General features: G+C 61.1%; 15 protein-coding genes. 8 read left to right on the top strand and 7 right to left on the bottom strand.

The annotated features are described in order from the left end of the window. The coding region (locus GPS82_RS08710; protein WP_296493429.1) for a quinone-dependent dihydroorotate dehydrogenase at positions 1–1,065 on the top strand (1,065 nt) is incomplete at its 5' end. Here the strand turns inward: GPS82_RS08710 and GPS82_RS08705 are convergent. Next, a complete protein-coding gene (locus GPS82_RS08705; RefSeq protein ID WP_296493428.1) occupies positions 1,062–2,159 on the bottom strand; it encodes an NAD(P)/FAD-dependent oxidoreductase in 1,098 nt (365 codons plus the stop codon). The two genes, GPS82_RS08710 and GPS82_RS08705, sit on opposite strands and share 4 nt — an antisense overlap. A 143-nt stretch (positions 2,160–2,302) precedes the next feature. Here GPS82_RS08705 and GPS82_RS08700 point away from each other — a divergent pair, with 143 nt between their 5' ends. The 4 genes from GPS82_RS08700 (at position 2,303) to rsxB (ending at position 6,726) form a co-directional block, all read left to right on the top strand. After that, entirely contained in the window at positions 2,303–3,499 is a 1,197-nt protein-coding gene (locus tag GPS82_RS08700; protein ID WP_296493425.1) for an amino acid aminotransferase, read from the top strand. A 14-nt stretch (positions 3,500–3,513) separates the two neighbouring features. Beyond that, a complete protein-coding gene (locus tag GPS82_RS08695) occupies positions 3,514–4,353 on the top strand; it encodes a Rossmann-like and DUF2520 domain-containing protein (RefSeq protein WP_296493423.1) in 840 nt (279 codons plus the stop codon). A gap of 130 nt (positions 4,354–4,483) precedes the next feature. Beyond that, a complete protein-coding gene (phaZ, locus tag GPS82_RS08690; RefSeq protein ID WP_296493422.1) occupies positions 4,484–6,070 on the top strand; it encodes a polyhydroxyalkanoate depolymerase in 1,587 nt (528 codons plus the stop codon). After that, positions 6,067–6,726 (top strand): electron transport complex subunit RsxB, encoded by a 660-nt coding sequence (gene rsxB / locus GPS82_RS08685; RefSeq protein ID WP_296493419.1) that lies wholly within the window; start codon positions 6,067–6,069, stop codon positions 6,724–6,726. The genes phaZ and rsxB overlap by 4 nt, the downstream gene beginning before the upstream one ends. Here the strand turns inward: rsxB and GPS82_RS08680 are convergent. Genes GPS82_RS08680 through scpA form a run of 5 tightly spaced genes read right to left on the bottom strand, consistent with a single transcriptional unit; the run spans position 6,723 to position 14,058 of the window. After that, the gene (locus GPS82_RS08680) at positions 6,723–7,199 is read right to left on the bottom strand and encodes a VOC family protein (protein ID WP_296493416.1); all 477 of its coding nucleotides are present in this window, start codon (positions 7,197–7,199) and stop codon (positions 6,723–6,725) included. The two genes, rsxB and GPS82_RS08680, sit on opposite strands and share 4 nt — an antisense overlap. Further along, positions 7,196–9,244: an acetyl/propionyl/methylcrotonyl-CoA carboxylase subunit alpha gene (locus tag GPS82_RS08675; protein ID WP_296493413.1), complete on the bottom strand. Its 2,049-nt coding sequence runs from the start codon at positions 9,242–9,244 to the stop codon at positions 7,196–7,198. The genes GPS82_RS08680 and GPS82_RS08675 overlap by 4 nt, the downstream gene beginning before the upstream one ends. 31 nt (positions 9,245–9,275) lie before the next feature. Next, the gene (locus GPS82_RS08670; RefSeq protein WP_296493410.1) at positions 9,276–10,808 is read right to left on the bottom strand and encodes an acyl-CoA carboxylase subunit beta; all 1,533 of its coding nucleotides are present in this window, start codon (positions 10,806–10,808) and stop codon (positions 9,276–9,278) included. A 29-nt stretch (positions 10,809–10,837) separates the two neighbouring features. Next, entirely contained in the window at positions 10,838–11,884 is a 1,047-nt protein-coding gene (gene meaB, locus GPS82_RS08665) for a methylmalonyl Co-A mutase-associated GTPase MeaB (RefSeq protein WP_296493408.1), read from the bottom strand. Continuing rightward, positions 11,881–14,058, bottom strand: a complete 2,178-nt coding sequence (gene scpA, locus GPS82_RS08660) for a methylmalonyl-CoA mutase (protein WP_296493405.1) — start codon at positions 14,056–14,058, stop codon at positions 11,881–11,883. Before scpA ends, meaB begins: the two co-directional genes overlap by 4 nt. A 129-nt stretch (positions 14,059–14,187) precedes the next feature. On the opposite strand from scpA, the gene GPS82_RS08655 reads away from it, so the two are divergent. The 3 genes from GPS82_RS08655 to GPS82_RS08645 are packed head-to-tail and all read left to right on the top strand — an operon-like array spanning position 14,188 to position 16,668. Then, entirely contained in the window at positions 14,188–14,835 is a 648-nt protein-coding gene (locus tag GPS82_RS08655; protein ID WP_296493403.1) for a GntR family transcriptional regulator, read from the top strand. Between the two features lie 15 nt (positions 14,836–14,850). Further along, complete coding sequence (gene ribD, locus GPS82_RS08650; protein ID WP_296493401.1) at positions 14,851–15,963, top strand: bifunctional diaminohydroxyphosphoribosylaminopyrimidine deaminase/5-amino-6-(5-phosphoribosylamino)uracil reductase RibD; 1,113 nt, start codon at positions 14,851–14,853, stop codon at positions 15,961–15,963. A gap of 39 nt (positions 15,964–16,002) precedes the next feature. Continuing rightward, positions 16,003–16,668: a riboflavin synthase gene (locus GPS82_RS08645; protein WP_296493398.1), complete on the top strand. Its 666-nt coding sequence runs from the start codon at positions 16,003–16,005 to the stop codon at positions 16,666–16,668. A gap of 63 nt (positions 16,669–16,731) precedes the next feature. On the opposite strand, the gene GPS82_RS08640 is transcribed toward GPS82_RS08645, so the two are convergent. Beyond that, positions 16,732–17,307 (bottom strand): LysE family translocator (locus tag GPS82_RS08640; protein ID WP_296493397.1); only part of this gene is annotated, 576 nt, incomplete at its 5' end.

Below are 17,307 nucleotides of genomic sequence, written 5' to 3'. Positions count from 1 at the left end.
CCCTTTTTATTCAGCCTCGACCCCGAAACCGCCCATGAACTGACGCTGCATTCACTGGCGCGCACTCAGGGCAGCGCCTTGAAATGGGCCTACGCCAGCGCGCGTGTGAACGACCCGGTGGTGCTGGCCGGGTTGACCTTCCCCAACCGCGTCGGCCTGGCCGCCGGATTGGACAAAAACGCCCGTTGCATTGACGGCCTGGGCGCCATGGGCTTTGGTTTTGTCGAGGTCGGTACCGTCACACCGCTGGCGCAGCCCGGCAACCCCAGGCCGCGCATGTTCCGCTTGCCGCAGGCGCAGGCGCTGATCAACCGGCTGGGCTTCAACAATGATGGGCTGGCTGCATTTGTCGCCAACGTGAAACGTTCAAGCCTGCACCAGCAGCGCCTGTCGAGCAAGCCTGGTGGCTCGCCCATGCTGTTGGGCCTGAACATCGGCAAAAATGCCGCCACGCCGATCGAGCGCGCCACCGACGATTACCTGACCTGCCTGGACGGGGTCTACCCGTATGCCGACTATGTCACGGTCAATATTTCCAGCCCCAACACCAAAAACCTGCGCAGCCTGCAAAGCGATGAAGCGCTGGACGGCTTGCTGGGCGCCATCTCCGAGCGACGCGAGCAGCTGGCCAAAAAACATGGCAAGCGCATCCCGATCTTTTTGAAAATTGCGCCCGACCTCGAAGCCGATCAGATCAAGGTCATCGCCCAAACCCTGAAGCGTTACGGGCTTGACAGCGCTGGCGAGGTCAACAACGCCTGGGGCGTGGTGGCAACCAACACCACACTCAGCCGCGAAGCCGTCAAGGGCCTGCCCCATGCCGATGAGGCCGGCGGCCTGTCAGGTGCGCCGGTGCTGGCCATGAGCAACCAGGTGATCAGCCAGTTGCGCGCGGCCCTGGGGCCACAGTTCCCCATCATCGGCGTGGGCGGCATCATGCGCGCCGAAGACGCGGTGAGCAAGATCAAAGCCGGGGCCGATGTGGTGCAGATTTACACCGGTTTGATCTTCCAGGGACCTGAATTGGTCAAAGAGGCTGCGACCTTGATCAAGAAGACTTTTTAGTTGACCAACCCGGAAACCCGATCCGCAATGGCCAGGCAACTGGTCAGTCCGGGCGACTCGATGCCGAACAGGTTGACCAGCCCTGGCACGCCGTGCTCACGCGGGCCCTGGATCATGAAATCGCAGGCAGCTTCACCCGGACCGCTGATCTTGGGACGGATGCCGGCATAGCCAGGCAGCAGTGCGCCCTCAGGCAAGCCGGGCCAGTACTTGCGCACCTCGGCGTAAAAACCGTCACCGCGCGCCGGGTCCACCGTCAAATCGTCCGGCGCATCGACCCACTGCACATCGGGGCCAAACCTGGCCTGTCCGCCCAGGTCCAGCGTCAGGTGCACGCCCAGCCCGGCGGCTTGGGGCACCGGGTAGATCAGGTGCGAGAACGGCGCCCGCGCGGCCAGGGTGAAATAGTTGCCCTTGGCGTAAAAGGCTTGCGGCACGTGGCGCTGGTCAAGGCCTGCAAAGCGCGCGGCCAGCGCAGGCGCCTGCAGACCCGCCGCGTTGACCACGGTTTTGGCTTGCAATTGGGTACCGTCCCTGGCAAACAACCCGATTCCAGATGGCCCGACAACCGCTTTCTCCAGCGGCGAATTGAGTGCGACAAGACCGCCCGCATTTTCCAGATCACCCAGCAGCGCCAGCATCAGCCCATGGCTGTCGACAATGCCGGTGCTGGGCGACAGCAGTGCCGCCTCACACACCAGTTGCGGCTCCACGCTGCGGGCCTCTTCACCGCTCAAGAAAACCAGATCAGTCACACCGTTGCGCCGCGCCTGGTCGGCAATACCCTGCAGCTGCGCCACTTGGGTCGGCTCGGTCGCCACAATCAGCTTGCCGCAACGCCGATGGTTGATGCCGCGCTCAACGCAATAACCGTAAAGCAGCGCCCTGCCCTGCACACACAAGGTCGCTTTGAGCGAACCCGGCGCGTAATAAATGCCGGCATGAATCACCTCGCTGTTGCGCGAACTGGTGCCGGTGCCGATGGCATTGGCGGCTTCCAGCAGCAGCACCTCGCGCCCATCCAGCGCCAGCGCGCGGGCCACCGCCAGGCCGACCACACCCGCCCCCACCACCACACAATCCACCTGATCCATCTGTTTTCTCCAAGCCGTTGCCACGCTTTGGCAAACAATTCAGTTTAGCGAAAGCGTCTTTGGCGTCTTGGGCATCGGTAAAATGCAGGGTTTGTACCAGTACCCGACTGGTCACTTCCACAACCCTTCACAGGACTTTTGTCATGTCACTCTTTTCCGCTGTCGAAATGGCCCCGCGCGACCCAATTTTGGGTTTGAACGAACAATTCAATGCCGACACCAACCCCGCCAAGGTCAATCTGGGCGTGGGGGTGTACTTTGACGACAACGGCAAATTGCCCTTGCTGGGTTGCGTGCTGACCGCAGAAAAAGGCATGATGGACGCCCCAAAGCCGCATGGCTACCTGCCGATTGACGGCATTGCCGCCTACGACGCAGCCGTCAAAGCACTGGTCTTCGGTGCCGACAGCGAGCCCGTCACCTCTGGCCGCGTGGCCACCATTCAGGCGCTTGGTGGCACCGGCGGCCTCAAGGTGGGCGCTGACTTTTTGAAGTTTCTCAACACTGGCGCCAAAGTGCTGATCAGCGACCCCAGCTGGGAAAACCACCGCGCGTTGTTCACCAACGCCGGCTTCACGGTCGAGTCCTATCGTTATTACGACGCGGCCACCCGCGCCCTCAACTTCGACGGCATGCTGGCCGACCTGAACGCCGCAGCGGCCGGCACCATCGTGGTGCTGCACGCTTGCTGCCATAACCCCACCGGCTACGACATCACGCCGGCCCAGTGGGACCAGGTGATTGCCACCGTCAAGGCCAAAAACCTGGTGCCGTTCCTTGACATGGCCTACCAGGGCTTTGGTTACGGCCTGAAAGAAGACGGCGCCGTGATCGGCAAGTTCGTCGCAGCCGGCCTGCTGTTTTTTGTGGCGACCAGCTTCAGCAAGAGCTTCAGCCTGTATGGCGAGCGTGTTGGCGCCTTGAGCGTGGTATGTGGAAGCAAAGAGGAAGCAGCCCGCGTGCTGAGCCAGCTCAAGATCGTGATCCGCACCAACTACAGCAATCCACCCACCCATGGCGGCGCCATCGTGACGACGGTGCTGAGCAGCCCCGAGCTGCGGGCACAGTGGGAAGCCGAACTCGGCGAAATGCGCGTGCGCATCAAGGCCATGCGGCAAAAACTGGTCGACGGCCTGAAAGCCGCCGGTGTCAAGCAGGACATGAGTTTCATCACCCAGCAAATCGGCATGTTCAGCTACTCCGGTCTTTCCAAAGACCAGATGGTGCGCCTGCGCAATGAGTTTGGCGTCTATGGCACCGACACCGGCCGCATGTGCGTGGCAGCGCTCAACAGCAAGAACATCGACCACGTCTGCGCCAGCATCGCCAAGGTGGTCTGAGCCAGCCAATTGTCTTGAAAACCATCAACCTGATTGGTGGCGGCCGGGTTGGCCAGACGTTGGGGCGACTGCTGGCCCGGGATGGCCAGGTCCAGGTGCAGGACATCCTCACACGCAGCCTGACCTCGGCGCAACAGGCTCTGGCTTTCATTGGCGCCGGGCGCGCCGTCGGGCACATGCCTGAATTGCAGCCGGCTGATTTGTGGCTGCTGGCGGTACCCGATGGTCAGATCGCGCCGGTGGCGGCGGCACTGGCGCACTGCGACAGCTTGCCACCCGCCACGGTTTTTCATGCCAGCGGAGCCTTGGGCTCCGAGTTGCTCGCGCCGTTGCGGGACAAGGGCTGGCAGGTGGCCAGCGCCCATTGCCTGTTGAGCTTTGCCAGCCCGCGGCTGGCGCTGGAGCAATTTGCCGGCACCCCTTGCGCGCTCGAGGGCGATGCGCAGGCACTGGCTGAACTGCGCGCATTGTTTACCCGCCTGGGTGCCCAGTGCTTTGATGTCCGGGCACAAGACAAGATGCTCTACCACGCCGGTGCCATCTTCGCCACCAACTTCTTGCCGGTTCTGCAAGACCTGGCCGAGCAGCTTTGGCAGCACAGCGGGATGCCGCCGCCCTTGGTCAAACACTTGCGCGCCGCCCTGCTGCAAAACGCTGTCGACAACATTGTTGCGCTGGGACCGCAAGCCGCCTTGACCGGCCCGGCCGCCCGTGGCGACTCGGCGCTGGTTGCCTCACAGGGCCAGGCGGTGTTGCACTGGGACAACACCGCTGGCCACGCCTACCAGGCTTTGAGTGCGTTGGCCCGACAACTGGCACAACGCCAGCCCCCAAACTCCATGCCTCTTCCCTAGACCCCGCCAGCACAACAAACGACGTGAATGTTTATCATGCTCGCCGGATATATCGTCCGTTGGATGTCAGTCAAAACGCGGCCTGACCTGTTATATTGCGCTGCAACATTTTCATTAAAGGTGAATTCCTGTGCTCTACAAATTTTACGAAACCCAGCGTTCGCTAATGGAGCCCTTCACTGATCTGGCGCAGTCGGCCGCCAAGCTGTACGGCAACCCCTTGTCTTTGTTTGGCCGACATCCCATGGCGCAACGCATTTCAGCCGGATACGACCTCCTGCACCGCCTGGGCAAAGACTATGAGAAGCCCGAATTTGGTCTGCGCACCGTGGATGTGGACGGGGTTGAAGTGGCGATTCATGAGCGCATTGAACTGAAAAAGCCATTTTGCGAACTTCGTCGTTTCAAGCGATTCACTGACGATCAGGACACGCTGACCAAGCTCAAGGACCAGCCTGCGGTGCTGATCGTGGCACCGCTCTCAGGCCATTACGCCACCCTGCTGCGTGACACTGTCAAGACCATGCTGCGTGACCACAAGGTTTACGTCACCGACTGGACCAATGCCCGCCTCGTGCCCTTGTCAGAAGGCACCTTCAGCCTTGACGACTACATCAACTATGTGCAGGAATTCATCCGTCACGCGCAAAGCCGCTACGGCAACTGCCATGTGATGAGTGTCTGCCAGCCCACCGTGCCGGTGCTGGCCGCGGTGTCGCTGATGGCCAGCCGGGGTGAACTGACGCCCCTGAGCATGGTCATGATGGGCGGCCCGATTGATGCGCGCCTGTCACCCACCGCAGTCAACAACCTGGCCATGAACAAGCGCATCGAGTGGTTTGAGCGCAACGTGATCTACAGCGTGCCCTCCCACTTCCCGGGCGTCGGCCGCAAAGTCTATCCCGGCTTTTTGCAGCACTCCGGCTTTGTGGCCATGAACCCCAGCAACCACGCCCGCAGCCATTACGACTACTTTCAGGACCTGATCAAGGGCGATGGCGCCAGCGCCGAATCACACCGCAAGTTCTATGACGAGTACAACGCGGTGCTGGACATGGATGCGCAGTACTACCTCGACACCATCAAGGTGGTGTTCCAGGAGTTCAACCTGGTCAACGGCACCTGGGACGTGAAAGGTGTTGACGGCAAGATTGAGCGGGTGCACCCCGAAGACATTCGCAACACGGCCTTGCTGTCTGTCGAAGGTGAGCTCGATGATATTTCAGGCTCTGGCCAGACGGCTGCCGTGCACACCATTTGCACCGGAGTGGCCAAGGCCGACCAGCGCCACATCGAGGTGGAAGGCGCCGGCCACTATGGCATTTTTGCTGGCCGCCGCTGGCGCGACGTGGTCTATCCGCAAGTCAAGGCGTTCATTCTGGCCTACCAACCCAAGCCGGTCGCCGAGACCCCGGTGGTGGTGGCCAAGCCGCCCGCCCCGGTGCTGACCAACCCGGAACCCGAGCAGCCGGAACCGGCGCCAGCCTTTGTTTTGCCCGAAGCACCCGTCGCGGCTGACATCAAGCTGCGCAGCAAGACCCCCGAGCCGGTCAAGAAACCTGTTGCCAAAGCCGAAAAACCTGCGGTCAAAGCCAAGTCGCTGGCGCAAGTGCCAGCGACGGCAGCGGTCAGCAAGGCGGTTGTCCGCAAGGCAGTTGCCAGCGTGGCCGAGCCCGCCAAACCGGCGCGCAAGCGGCCGACCCAACGCCACGGATGAAACCCGGCGCCGCCGAACTTCTGGCGGTGTTGCCGCAAACCCAGTGCACGCGCTGCGGTTATCCCGACTGTGCCGGCTATGCACAGGCACTGCATGACGGCAGCGCGGACATCAACCAGTGTCCGCCCGGCGGTGCCGAGGGTGTTCGAAGGCTGGCTGCCCTCACCGGGCTTGAGCCCAAGCCGATCAACCCTGACAACGGCGCAGAGGAACCACGCACTGTGGTCTTTATCGACGAGGACTGGTGCATTGGTTGCACGCTGTGCATCAAGGCCTGTCCGGTGGATGCCATTGTGGGTGCCAACAAACTGATGCACACCGTGATTGAGCCCTATTGCACCGGTTGCGCGTTGTGCCTGCCGGTGTGCCCGGTGGACTGTATTGAAATCGAAAACGTTACCGGCAGCGCCACCGGTTGGGCCGCCTGGTCGCCCGAGCAGGCTGAGCAAGCCCGCAAGCGGTATGAACTCAATCGCTTGCGACGTGCGCGCGAAGCGCATGAACACGACAAAAAGCTGGAGGAAAAAGCGTTGCTGAAGTTGTCAGACCTGGCCGCCCACTCGCAGCACACCGACCCGGCTGTGCTGGACAAAAAACGGGCCGTGATCGAAGCCGCGCTGGCCCGCGCCCGGGCCAAACGCGAAGCGGCGACCTAAGCCGCCAGCCGGGCAAACGCGGCCACCACCTCGGGTGGCGCCTGCACCATCTCGATCAACACCCCCTCTCCCGCAATCGGAAACTCGTCGCTGGCCTTGGGATGCAGAAAACAGATGTCAAAGCCTGCAGCGCCCTTGCGGATGCCACCGGGCGCAAAGCGCACGCCCTGCGCCGTGAGCCACTCAACTGCTTTGGGCAGGTCATCAATCCACAGGCCCACATGGTTCAGCGGCGTGGCGTGCACGGCAGGCTTTTTGTCGATGTCCATGGGTTGCATCAGGTCCACCTCGACCTTGAAGGGTCCAACGCCCATAGCGCAGATGTCTTCGTCGACATTTTCCCGCTCACTCTGAAACGTGCCGGTCACCTCCAGGCCAAGCATGTCGACCCAGAGTTTTTGCAGGCGCACCTTGCTGGTACCACCAATGGCGATCTGCTGGATGCCCAGCACCTTGAACGGGCGCTGGCTCATACAAACTCCACGATCGGTTGGTCCACCGTCAGGCTCTCGCCCTTGGCCGCCAGCACCTTGCCCACCACGCCGTCGGCCATGGCAAACAACACGTTTTCCATCTTCATGGCTTCGATCACGGCCACACGCTCACCAGCCTGCACTTTTTGGCCCACCTGCACCGCCACTTCTGCCAGCAAACCGGGCATGGGCGAGAGCACGTAACGGCTCATGTCCGGCGGCGCCTTGTACGGCATCAGGGCATGCAGTTCAGCCGCACGCGGCAACAGCACCATGACATCGATCTGGGCGCCGTTGTGACTCACACGAATCGCCAGGGGATGCTTGGCAGTACCGCGCTCGACCTGCGCAGTAAACGGCAGGTCATTGCAGGTGCCCCACAAACGAATCTGCCCGAATCGGCTCTTGCTGGTGATTTTGTAGCTATCACCACCCACGGTGACGACGCTGGCAAAGGTCTTGTTGTCGAACTCGGTGACGCGCACCGGGGTGGCCGCCGCGTTTTTCACCTGTCCGACCGGCACCACCACAAAGTCGTCGCTGATGCGCAGCTCATGACCCTCAAGTTGGCCACTGATGGCGGCCGAGCGTGCCAGGTAGCAGCGGTTCACAAATGCAGCCAGCGCCACCAGAAACGCCATATTGGTGTGTGGCACATCTTCGGCACGGAAGCCCTTGGCATAGTTTTCAGCGATGAAACCGGTGTTGAAATCGCCCGCCACAAACTTGGGGTGGGCCAGCAACGCGGCCTGGAACGGAATGTTGCTTGACACGCCGCGAATCACAAAGCCATTCAGCGCCTCGCGCATCTTGGCGATCGCCTCCAGGCGGTCCTTGCCGTGCACGATCAGTTTGGCGATCATCGAGTCGTAAAACATCGGAATCTCGCCGCCGTCTTGCACACCGGTGTCCACACGCACGCCCTGCCATTTGCTGACATCTGAGGCAAACATGGTTTCTCTGGGCGGCTGAAAGCGCACCAAACGCCCGGTGGAAGGCAAAAAGTTGCGAAACGGGTCTTCCGCGTTGATGCGGCACTCCATCGCCCAACCGTCACGCTTGACCTCGGCCTGCGTCAGAGGCAACGCCTCGCCGGCCGCCACACGGATCATCAGCTCGACCAGGTCCAGTCCGGTGATGCACTCGGTCACCGGGTGCTCCACCTGCAAGCGGGTGTTCATCTCAAGGAAGTAAAAACTCTGGTCTTTACCCACCACAAACTCCACCGTGCCCGCGCTTTGGTATTTGACTGCCTTGGCCAGTTGCACAGCCTGCTCACCCATGGCTTTGCGGGTGGCATCGCTGATGAAGGGCGAAGGCGCCTCTTCAATCACCTTCTGGTGGCGGCGCTGGATGGAGCATTCACGCTCGTTCAGGTACAACACGTTGCCCTGGCTGTCGCCAATGAGTTGAATCTCGATATGGCGGGGTTCTTCGACGAATTTCTCGATGAACACACGGTCGTCGCCAAAGCTGTTGCGCGCCTCATTTTTGCAACTGGTGAAACCTTCAAACGCTTCCTTGTCATTGAACGCAACGCGCAGGCCTTTGCCACCGCCGCCAGCGCTGGCCTTGATCATCACCGGGTAACCAATGCCCTTGGCGATTTCAACCGCGGCTTCAGCCGTGTCGATGGCATCGTTGACACCAGGAATGCAGTTCACACCGGCGGCGCCAGCCAGTTTTTTCGACTCGATCTTGTCGCCCATGGCGGCAATCGAGTAGTGCTTGGGGCCAATGAAGACAATGCCTTCTTCTTCCACCCGCTTGGCAAAGCCCGCGTTTTCGCTCAAGAAACCGTAGCCCGGGTGCACCGCTTGCGCGCCGGTTTGTTTGCAGGCGGCAATGATCTTGTCAGCCACCAGATAACTCTCGCGGCTGGCAGCCGGGCCAATAAAAACCGCTTCGTCGGCCAGGGTCACGTGCCGGGCGTCGCGGTCAGCCTCCGAGTACACCGCCACAGTCTTGATGCCCATCTTGCGGGCGGTAAGGATGACGCGGCAGGCAATTTCACCCCGGTTGGCAATCAGTATTTTGGTAAACATGTTGTGAATCCTTTTTTTATTTTTTGCGGGCTTAGAGGGGAATGTTCCCGTGCTTGCGCCACGGGTTCTCAATTTTTTTCTCGCGCAGCATGACCAGCGAGCGGCAAATGCGCTTGCGGGTTTCATGCGGCTGGATCACGTCGTCAATGAAGCCACGCGCGCCGGCCACGAACGGATTGGCAAAGCGTGCTTTGTACTCGGCTTCTTTGGCGGCAAGCTTTGCGGGGTCACCCTTGTCTTCTCGGAAGATGATTTCCACCGCGCCTTTGGCTCCCATCACGGCAATTTCAGCATTGGGCCAGGCCAGGTTGACGTCGCCGCGCAGGTGTTTGGAGGACATCACGTCATAGGCACCGCCATAGGCCTTGCGGGTGATCACGGTGATTTTGGGCACGGTGCATTCGGCAAACGCATAGAGCAGCTTGGCGCCATGCTTGATGATGCCGCCGTATTCCTGCGCCGTGCCGGGCATGAAACCGGGCACATCGACAAAAGTGATGACCGGGATGTTGAAGGCATCGCAAAAACGCACAAAACGCGCGGCCTTGATGCTGCTCTTGATGTCCAGGCAGCCGGCCAGCACCAGCGGCTGGTTGGCCACGATGCCTACCGTCTGGCCTTCCATGCGGCCAAACCCGATGATGATGTTTTTGGCGTACTCGGGCTGCAGCTCAAAAAAGTCGCCGTCATCCATGGTCTTGGTGATCAGCTCCTTCATGTCATAGGCCTTGTTGGGGTTGTCCGGCACCAGGGTGTCCAGACTCATGTCCATGCGGTCGGCGGGGTCGCCGCTCTTGCGCACCGGCGCTTTTTCACGGTTATTGAGCGGCAGGTAGTTGTACAACCGGCGCAGCAGCAGCAAGGCTTCCACATCGTTCTCAAAGGCCAGGTCGGCCACGCCACTCTTGGTGGAATGGCTGATGGCGCCACCCAGTTCTTCAGCCGTCACCTCCTCGTGGGTCACGGTTTTGACCACCTCAGGGCCGGTGACAAACATGTAGGAACTGTCCTTGACCATAAAGATGAAGTCGGTCATCGCCGGTGAATACACCGCACCGCCGGCGCAGGGGCCCATGATCATGCTGATTTGCGGAATCACACCGCTGGCCATCACGTTGCGCTGGAACACGTCGGCATAACCGCCAAGCGATGCCACGCCCTCCTGTATCCGTGCACCGCCGGAGTCGTTCAGGCCAATCACCGGCGCGCCCACCTTCATCGCCTGGTCCATGATCTTGCAGATCTTCTCGGCGTGAGCTTCAGAAAGTGCCCCGCCAAACACCGTGAAATCCTGGCTGAAAACAAACACCAGACGCCCGCTGATCATGCCGTAGCCGGTGACCACACCGTCACCCGGAATCTTGTTGGCTTCCATGCCGAAGTCCACGCAGCGGTGTTCCACAAACATATCCCATTCTTCAAAGGTGCCCTCGTCGAGCAACATTTCAATGCGCTCACGGGCAGTGAGCTTGCCCTTGGCGTGTTGCCCGTCAATGCGTTTTTGTCCACCACCCAGGCGGGCAAGTTCGCGTTTTTTTTCCAATTGTTCAAGGATATCGTGCATGGCTTGGTCTCTCTTTGGTCAGAAAATGGTTAAGTTTTGGTGTTGCAAATGACTGCGTTGTCCGGGTTTTTCTCAGCATACGCCTGAAGCATGTTTCTGGCGGCAGTGGAGGCAGCCACCCGGCCAGCCAGCACCTCCTGCGTCAACTCGGGCAGCAGCGTCATGACCGCCGGATGGCAGGCAAAGGCCTGTTTCAGGCCGGCGTCGATGCGTTCCCACATCCATGCCAGCGCCTGCTTCTGGCGCCGCGCAGCCAACTTGCCGCTACCGGTTTGCAGCGCCCTGAACTCAAGCACCTTGGTCCAGAAGACATCCACCCCCTGGTCGTGCAGTGCGCTGAGCTGGATCACTTGGGGGTGCCATATTTTTTCGTCGTGCTGCATATTCTGCGGGGAGCCGTGCGCACCCAGCAGGCGCAGGCTGGAGCTGATCTGAGCGCGCGCTCGGGTGGCGGCATCGGGGTCGATATCGGCCTTGTTGATGACCACCAGGTCGGCCAGCTCCATCACCCCTTTTTTGATGGCCTGCAAATCGTCGCCGGCGTTGGGCAACTGCATCAGGACAAACATGTCTGTCATGTTGGCCACCGCCGTCTCGCTTTGGCCCACCCCGACAGTTTCCACAATCACCACGTCAAACCCGGCAGCCTCGCAAACCAGCATGGCCTCGCGGGTTTTTTCGGCCACACCCCCCAGCGTGCCACTGCTGGGGCTGGGACGGATATAGGCATTTTCATGGACCGACAGCCGCTCCATGCGCGTCTTGTCACCCAAAATGGAGCCACCCGAGACGGTTGAAGACGGGTCAATCGTCAGCACCGCGACGCGATGCCCTTGGGCAATCAGGTACAGCCCGAGTGCTTCGATAAAGGTGGATTTGCCCACGCCCGGCACGCCGCTGATCCCGAGCCGAAACGACTGACCGGTGTGCGGCAACAGGTTTGTGAGCAGTTCGTCGGCCAGCAAGCGGTGGTCAGCCCGGGTTGATTCGAGCAAAGTGATGGCCTTGGCCATGGCACGGCGTTGCACGGTTGCATCACCCCGCAGCACAGCCTCCCGCAGCGCGCCGGGATTCACTTCAGCGCAGCCTTGATCTGCTTGAGCACGTCCCTGGCACTGACCGGGATCGGCGTGCCGGGGCCGTAGATGCCCTTGACTCCGGACTGGTACAAAAAGTCGTAGTCTTGCCGCGGCACCACACCGCCGACAAACACGATGATGTCATCGGCACCCTGCTTCTTGAGTTCTGCAATGATGGCCGGCACCAGGGTTTTATGGCCGGCGGCCAGCGTGCTCACACCGACGGCATGCACATCGTTCTCAATGGCCTGGCGGGCGCATTCTTCGGGGGTCTGGAACAGCGGTCCCATGTCAACGTCAAAACCGAGGTCGGCAAACGCCGTGGCCACCACTTTGGCACCCCGGTCGTGGCCGTCCTGGCCGAGCTTGCTGATCATCACACGCGGGCGACGGCCTTGGGCCTCGGCAAACTCGACAATTTCTGCCTTCAGCGCGTTCCAGTAATCCATGGTCTCTGCGGCTGTTGAGTCCGTGTCAAAAGCCGCCGCATAGACACCGGAAACCTTTTGCGTATCGGCGCGGTGGCGACCAAAGGATTTCTCCATGGCGTCGCTGATTTCACCCACCGTGGCGCGGGCGCGCACCGCCTTGATCGACAGGTCCAGCAGGTTGCCGTTGCCGCTGGCGGCCGCTGCCTCGATGGCCAGGAGCGCCTGTTGCACCTGGGCTGCGTCGCGTTTTTGCTTGATGGCGTTGAGGCGGGCGATTTGCGAATCGCGCACTGCCACGTTGTCGATGTCGCGCGCGTCAATGGCGTCCTCGGTCTTGAGCTTGTATTTGTTGACGCCCACAATCACGTCCTTGCCGCTGTCGATGCGCGCCTGCTTTTCTGCTGCGGCGGCCTCGATCTTGAGCTTGGCCCAGCCCGAATCCACGGCCTTGGTCATGCCGCCCATGGCTTCGACTTCTTCGATGATGGCCCAGGCGGCGTCGGCCATGTCCTGGGTGAGCTTTTCCATCATGTAGCTGCCGGCCCAGGGGTCGATCACGTTGGTGATGTGGGTTTCTTCCTGGATGATGAGCTGGGTATTGCGCGCAATTCGGCTGGAGAACTCGGTCGGCAGGGCAATGGCCTCGTCGAACGAATTGGTGTGCAGGCTTTGCGTGCCGCCAAACACCGCCGCCATGGCCTCGATGGTGGTGCGCACCACGTTGTTGTAGGGGTCTTGCTCGGTGAGTGACCAGCCTGAAGTCTGGCAGTGCGTGCGCAGCATCAGGCTCTTGGGCGACTTGGCGTTAAAACCTTTCATGATGCGGCACCACAGCAAGCGCGCGGCGCGCATCTTGGCCACTTCCAGGTAAAAGTTCATGCCAATCGCCCAGAAAAAGCTCAGGCGGCCGGCAAAGCCGTCAACATCCATGCCCTTGGCCATGGCGGTCTTGACGTATTCCTTGCCATCGGCCAGCGTGAAGGCCAACTCCAGCGCCTGGTTGGCACCGGCTTCCTGCATGTGGTAGCCCGAGATGCTGATCGAGTTGAACTTGGGCATGTGCTGCGCCGTGTACTCGATGATGTCGCCAATGATACGCATGCTCGGCTCGGGCGGGTAGATGTAGGTGTTGCGCACCATGAACTCTTTCAGAATGTCGTTCTGAATCGTGCCGCTGAGCTTGTCCTGGCTCACGCCCTGCTCTTCGGCGGCCACCACATACCCCGCCAGCACCGGCAGCACCGCGCCGTTCATGGTCATCGACACACTCACCTTGTCCAGCGGGATCTGGTCAAACAGGATCTTCATGTCTTCAACCGAGTCAATCGCCACCCCGGCCTTGCCGACGTCACCGGTCACGCGCGGATGGTCCGAGTCGTAGCCACGGTGCGTGGCCAGATCGAACGCGACCGACACACCCTGGCCGCCGGCCGCCAGCGCCTTGCGGTAAAACGCGTTGGACTCCTCGGCAGTAGAAAAACCCGCGTACTGGCGAATGGTCCAGGGCCGCACCGCATACATGGTGGCCTGCGGGCCGCGCAGATAGGGCTCGAAGCCTGGCAGCGTGTTGGCGTAGGGCAGATTTTGTATGTCCTCGGCGGTATACAAAGGCTTGACGGAGATGCCATCGGGCGTGAGCCAGTTGAGCGCATTGACATCACCTCCGGGCGCAGATTTGGCAGCCGCTTTGGCCCAGGCGTCCAGGCTGGCGGACTGAAATTCAGGATGGGAATGTGTCATGGTGGCAGGCAATAAATGGGTAAATTAACAGCGCATCAGCTGCGACAGCCGTGCGTGTTTCGAGCAAATGAGTTTACATTATTTATAATTATTGATGCAAAAAATTCTTCCCAGCTTACAATTTAAGCCATGTCCGCACTCTCATTAGCCCCACGCGCACTGTACGAAGAAGTCGCCGAACTGTTGCGTCAGCGTATTTTCAACCATGAGTTGGAGCCTGGCAGTTGGATCGACGAACTCAAGATTGCCCAGGACTACGGCATCAGCCGAACGCCTATGCGCGAGGCGCTCAAGGTGCTGGCGACCGAAGGGCTGGTGACCATGAAAGTGCGCCGCGGCGCCTATGTGACCGAAGTCTCGGAGCGCGACCTGGCTGATGTTTACCACCTGCTGAGCCTGCTGGAATCGGACGCGGCAGGTGTCGTGGCGCAACGCGCTGACAATTCACAAATGGACGAATTGAAAGCGCTGCACCAGGAGCTTGAAGACGCGGTTCAACCTGAACAACTGGACCGTGAGCGCTTTTTTGAGATCAATGAGCGTTTTCACATGCGACTGCTGGAAATTGCCGATAACCGCTGGCGCAACCAGATGGTGGCCGACCTGCGCAAAGTCATGAAGCTCAACCGCCACAACTCACTGTTGAAAGCCGGACGCATCCAGGAGTCCCTGAACGAACACCGTGCCATCATGGCTGCGCTCTCGGCTCGCGACACGCAACTCTGCACACAACGCATGCAAGAGCATTTCAAAAACGGCCTCGAAGCTGCCGTTTGAGGCTGTCGCCCCGCAATGATTACGCCTGACGGCAATACTTTCATGCAGCAGGCGCTGGCACTGGCCGGGCAAAGCCTGCTGCTCACCTCCCCCAACCCGCGCGTGGGTTGCGTCATTGCCAGCCCCGACGGGCAGGTGCTGGGCCAGGGCTGCACCCAGCGTGCCGGCGAGGCGCATGCCGAAGTGATGGCGCTGCGCGATGCGAAGAACCAAGGTCATAGCGTGGTGGGCGCCACGGCCTATGTCACCCTGGAGCCCTGTTCACACCAGGGCCGCACCGGGCCCTGCTGCGATGCGCTGGTGGCCGCTGGCATCAAGAAGGTGGTGGCAGCCATCAAAGACCCCAATCCGCAGGTGGCCGGCCAGGGCTTGGCGCGGCTGCGGGCGGCGGGCATTGCTGTTGAAATTGGCCCCGGCGGCACCGAGTCGCGCGAACTCAACATCGGCTTTTTCAGCCGCATGGTGCGCCAGACACCCTGGGTGCGCATGAAGCTGGCGGCGTCGCTGGACGGCAAAACCGCTTTGGACAACGGCACCAGCCAGTGGATTACCTCTACGATCGCCCGCGCTGACGGCCACGCCTGGCGCGCCCGCGCCTGCGCCGTGCTGACCGGCATCGGAACGGTGCTGGCCGACAACCCCAAACTCGACGTGCGACTGGTGGCCACACCCCGGCAACCGGCGCTGGTGCTGATCGACAGCCGCCTGGAGACGCCGCTGGATGCCGCGCTTTTTATTCCGGGTCGCACCCTGCTGATCTATGCCGCTGTGCCCAATGCCGCCAAACAAGCCGCGCTGGCAGCACAGGGTGCCACGGTCGTGCTGCTAGCCGGTGCCAACGGCAAGGTCGATCTGGCCGCCATGCTGCGCGACCTGGCGCGCCGTGAAATCAATGAGCTTCATCTGGAGGCTGGTGAAAAACTCAACGGCTCCTTGATCCGCGAGGGGCTGGTCGATGAATTTGTGGTTTATCTGGCCCCAAAACTGATAGGACAGGGGCGCGGCATGGCACACTTTGGCCCGCTGCAGGATCTGGCTCAAGCCGTGCCGCTGGACTTCAAGTCCACCGCCATGCTGGGGCCTGACCTGCGGGTGGTGGCCCGCGTTTGCGGCCGCGATCTTTTTTAAACGCCAGGGCAAGCGCCCTGCCCAACCCGTCTGATCAACATGTTCACAGGCATCATCACCGGCATTGGCCGCATCACAGACGTCCAGCCCCTGGGCGAAACTGCCACCCATGGCAAGCGTCTGACCATCACCTGCCCCGCTGGCTATCTTGACGACGCGGGGCTGGGCGACAGCATTGCGCTCAACGGCGCCTGCATGACCGTGACCACGCTCAACGTCGCCCAAAACCAGTTCACCATCGACATTTCGGCAGAGTCGCTCGACAAGACTGCGGGACTCGACCGGTTGGGCGACATCAACCTGGAAAAAGCCCTGCGTGCCCATGACCGGCTGGGCGGCCACATCGTGTCGGGCCACGTTGACGGCATCGGTCACGTCACCTACTTTGCCGAAATCGGTGAAAGCTGGCAATTGCGCGTGATGGCGCCACCCGCGCTGGCCAAGTACCTGGCCTACAAGGGCTCGATCACCATCAACGGCGTCAGCCTGACCGTCAACCAGATTGTGGACAGCGCAGAGGGCTGTGAAATGTCCATCAACCTGATCCCCCACACCGTGCAGAACACCGCGCTGGGCACGCTCAAGATTGGTTCCCGGGTCAACCTGGAAATCGACCTGATCGCGCGTTATGTGGAGCGCATGCTCAGCGCTGACTCTGGCGGCATGAACAATCACACGCCGACAGGGCAACAAGCCCAGGCCTGATCATGGCTTGAGACCGGATGCCAGCCTGGCAAAACCGGACTCGCGCCGGCCCCAGGCATCTCCTCAGTCCCTTGCCACCGCCATCATGGCCGCAAAGCCGACAAAGGCACCGCCAGTCACGCGGTTGAACACCCTCAGCACGCTGGCACGCTGCAGGTAAACCGCCAGGCTTTTGCCGCTGATGGCGTACACAAAATACCAACTCACCTCAATGACCGCAAAAGTGGACAGCAGGATGCCAAACTGCGGTAGCTGGGCATTTTGCGGGTTGATGAACTGGGGCAAAAAGGCCACGGCAAACAGGATCGCCTTGGGGTTGCTGGCCGCCACCAGCATCGCCTGACGAAACAGTGCGGCCTGCGTCATGGCAGGCTCAACCGGCCTGGGTGCGTCGATCGCGTGGTCATGCACCGGGGCACGCCAGCTTTTAATGCCAAGGTAGGCCAGATAGGCGGCGCCCGCCAGTCGCAGTGCATCAAAAACCGCCGGAAACAACTGCAGCAAGGCCCCCAGGCCTGCCGCAGAAATGCTCATCATGGCGAGCAAGGCGGTCATGCAGCCCACCATGGATGCCGTGGCGGCACGCAGGCCGAACCGGGCGCTGTTGCTCAGCACCAGCAGCATGTTGGGCCCGGGCGT

This window comes from Rhodoferax sp. (assembly GCF_011391645.1).
Lineage (GTDB): Bacteria > Pseudomonadota > Gammaproteobacteria > Burkholderiales > Burkholderiaceae_C > Rhodoferax.
The sequence above is the reverse complement of the archived record's forward strand: the minus strand, read 5'-3'. Positions and strand labels throughout refer to the sequence as shown.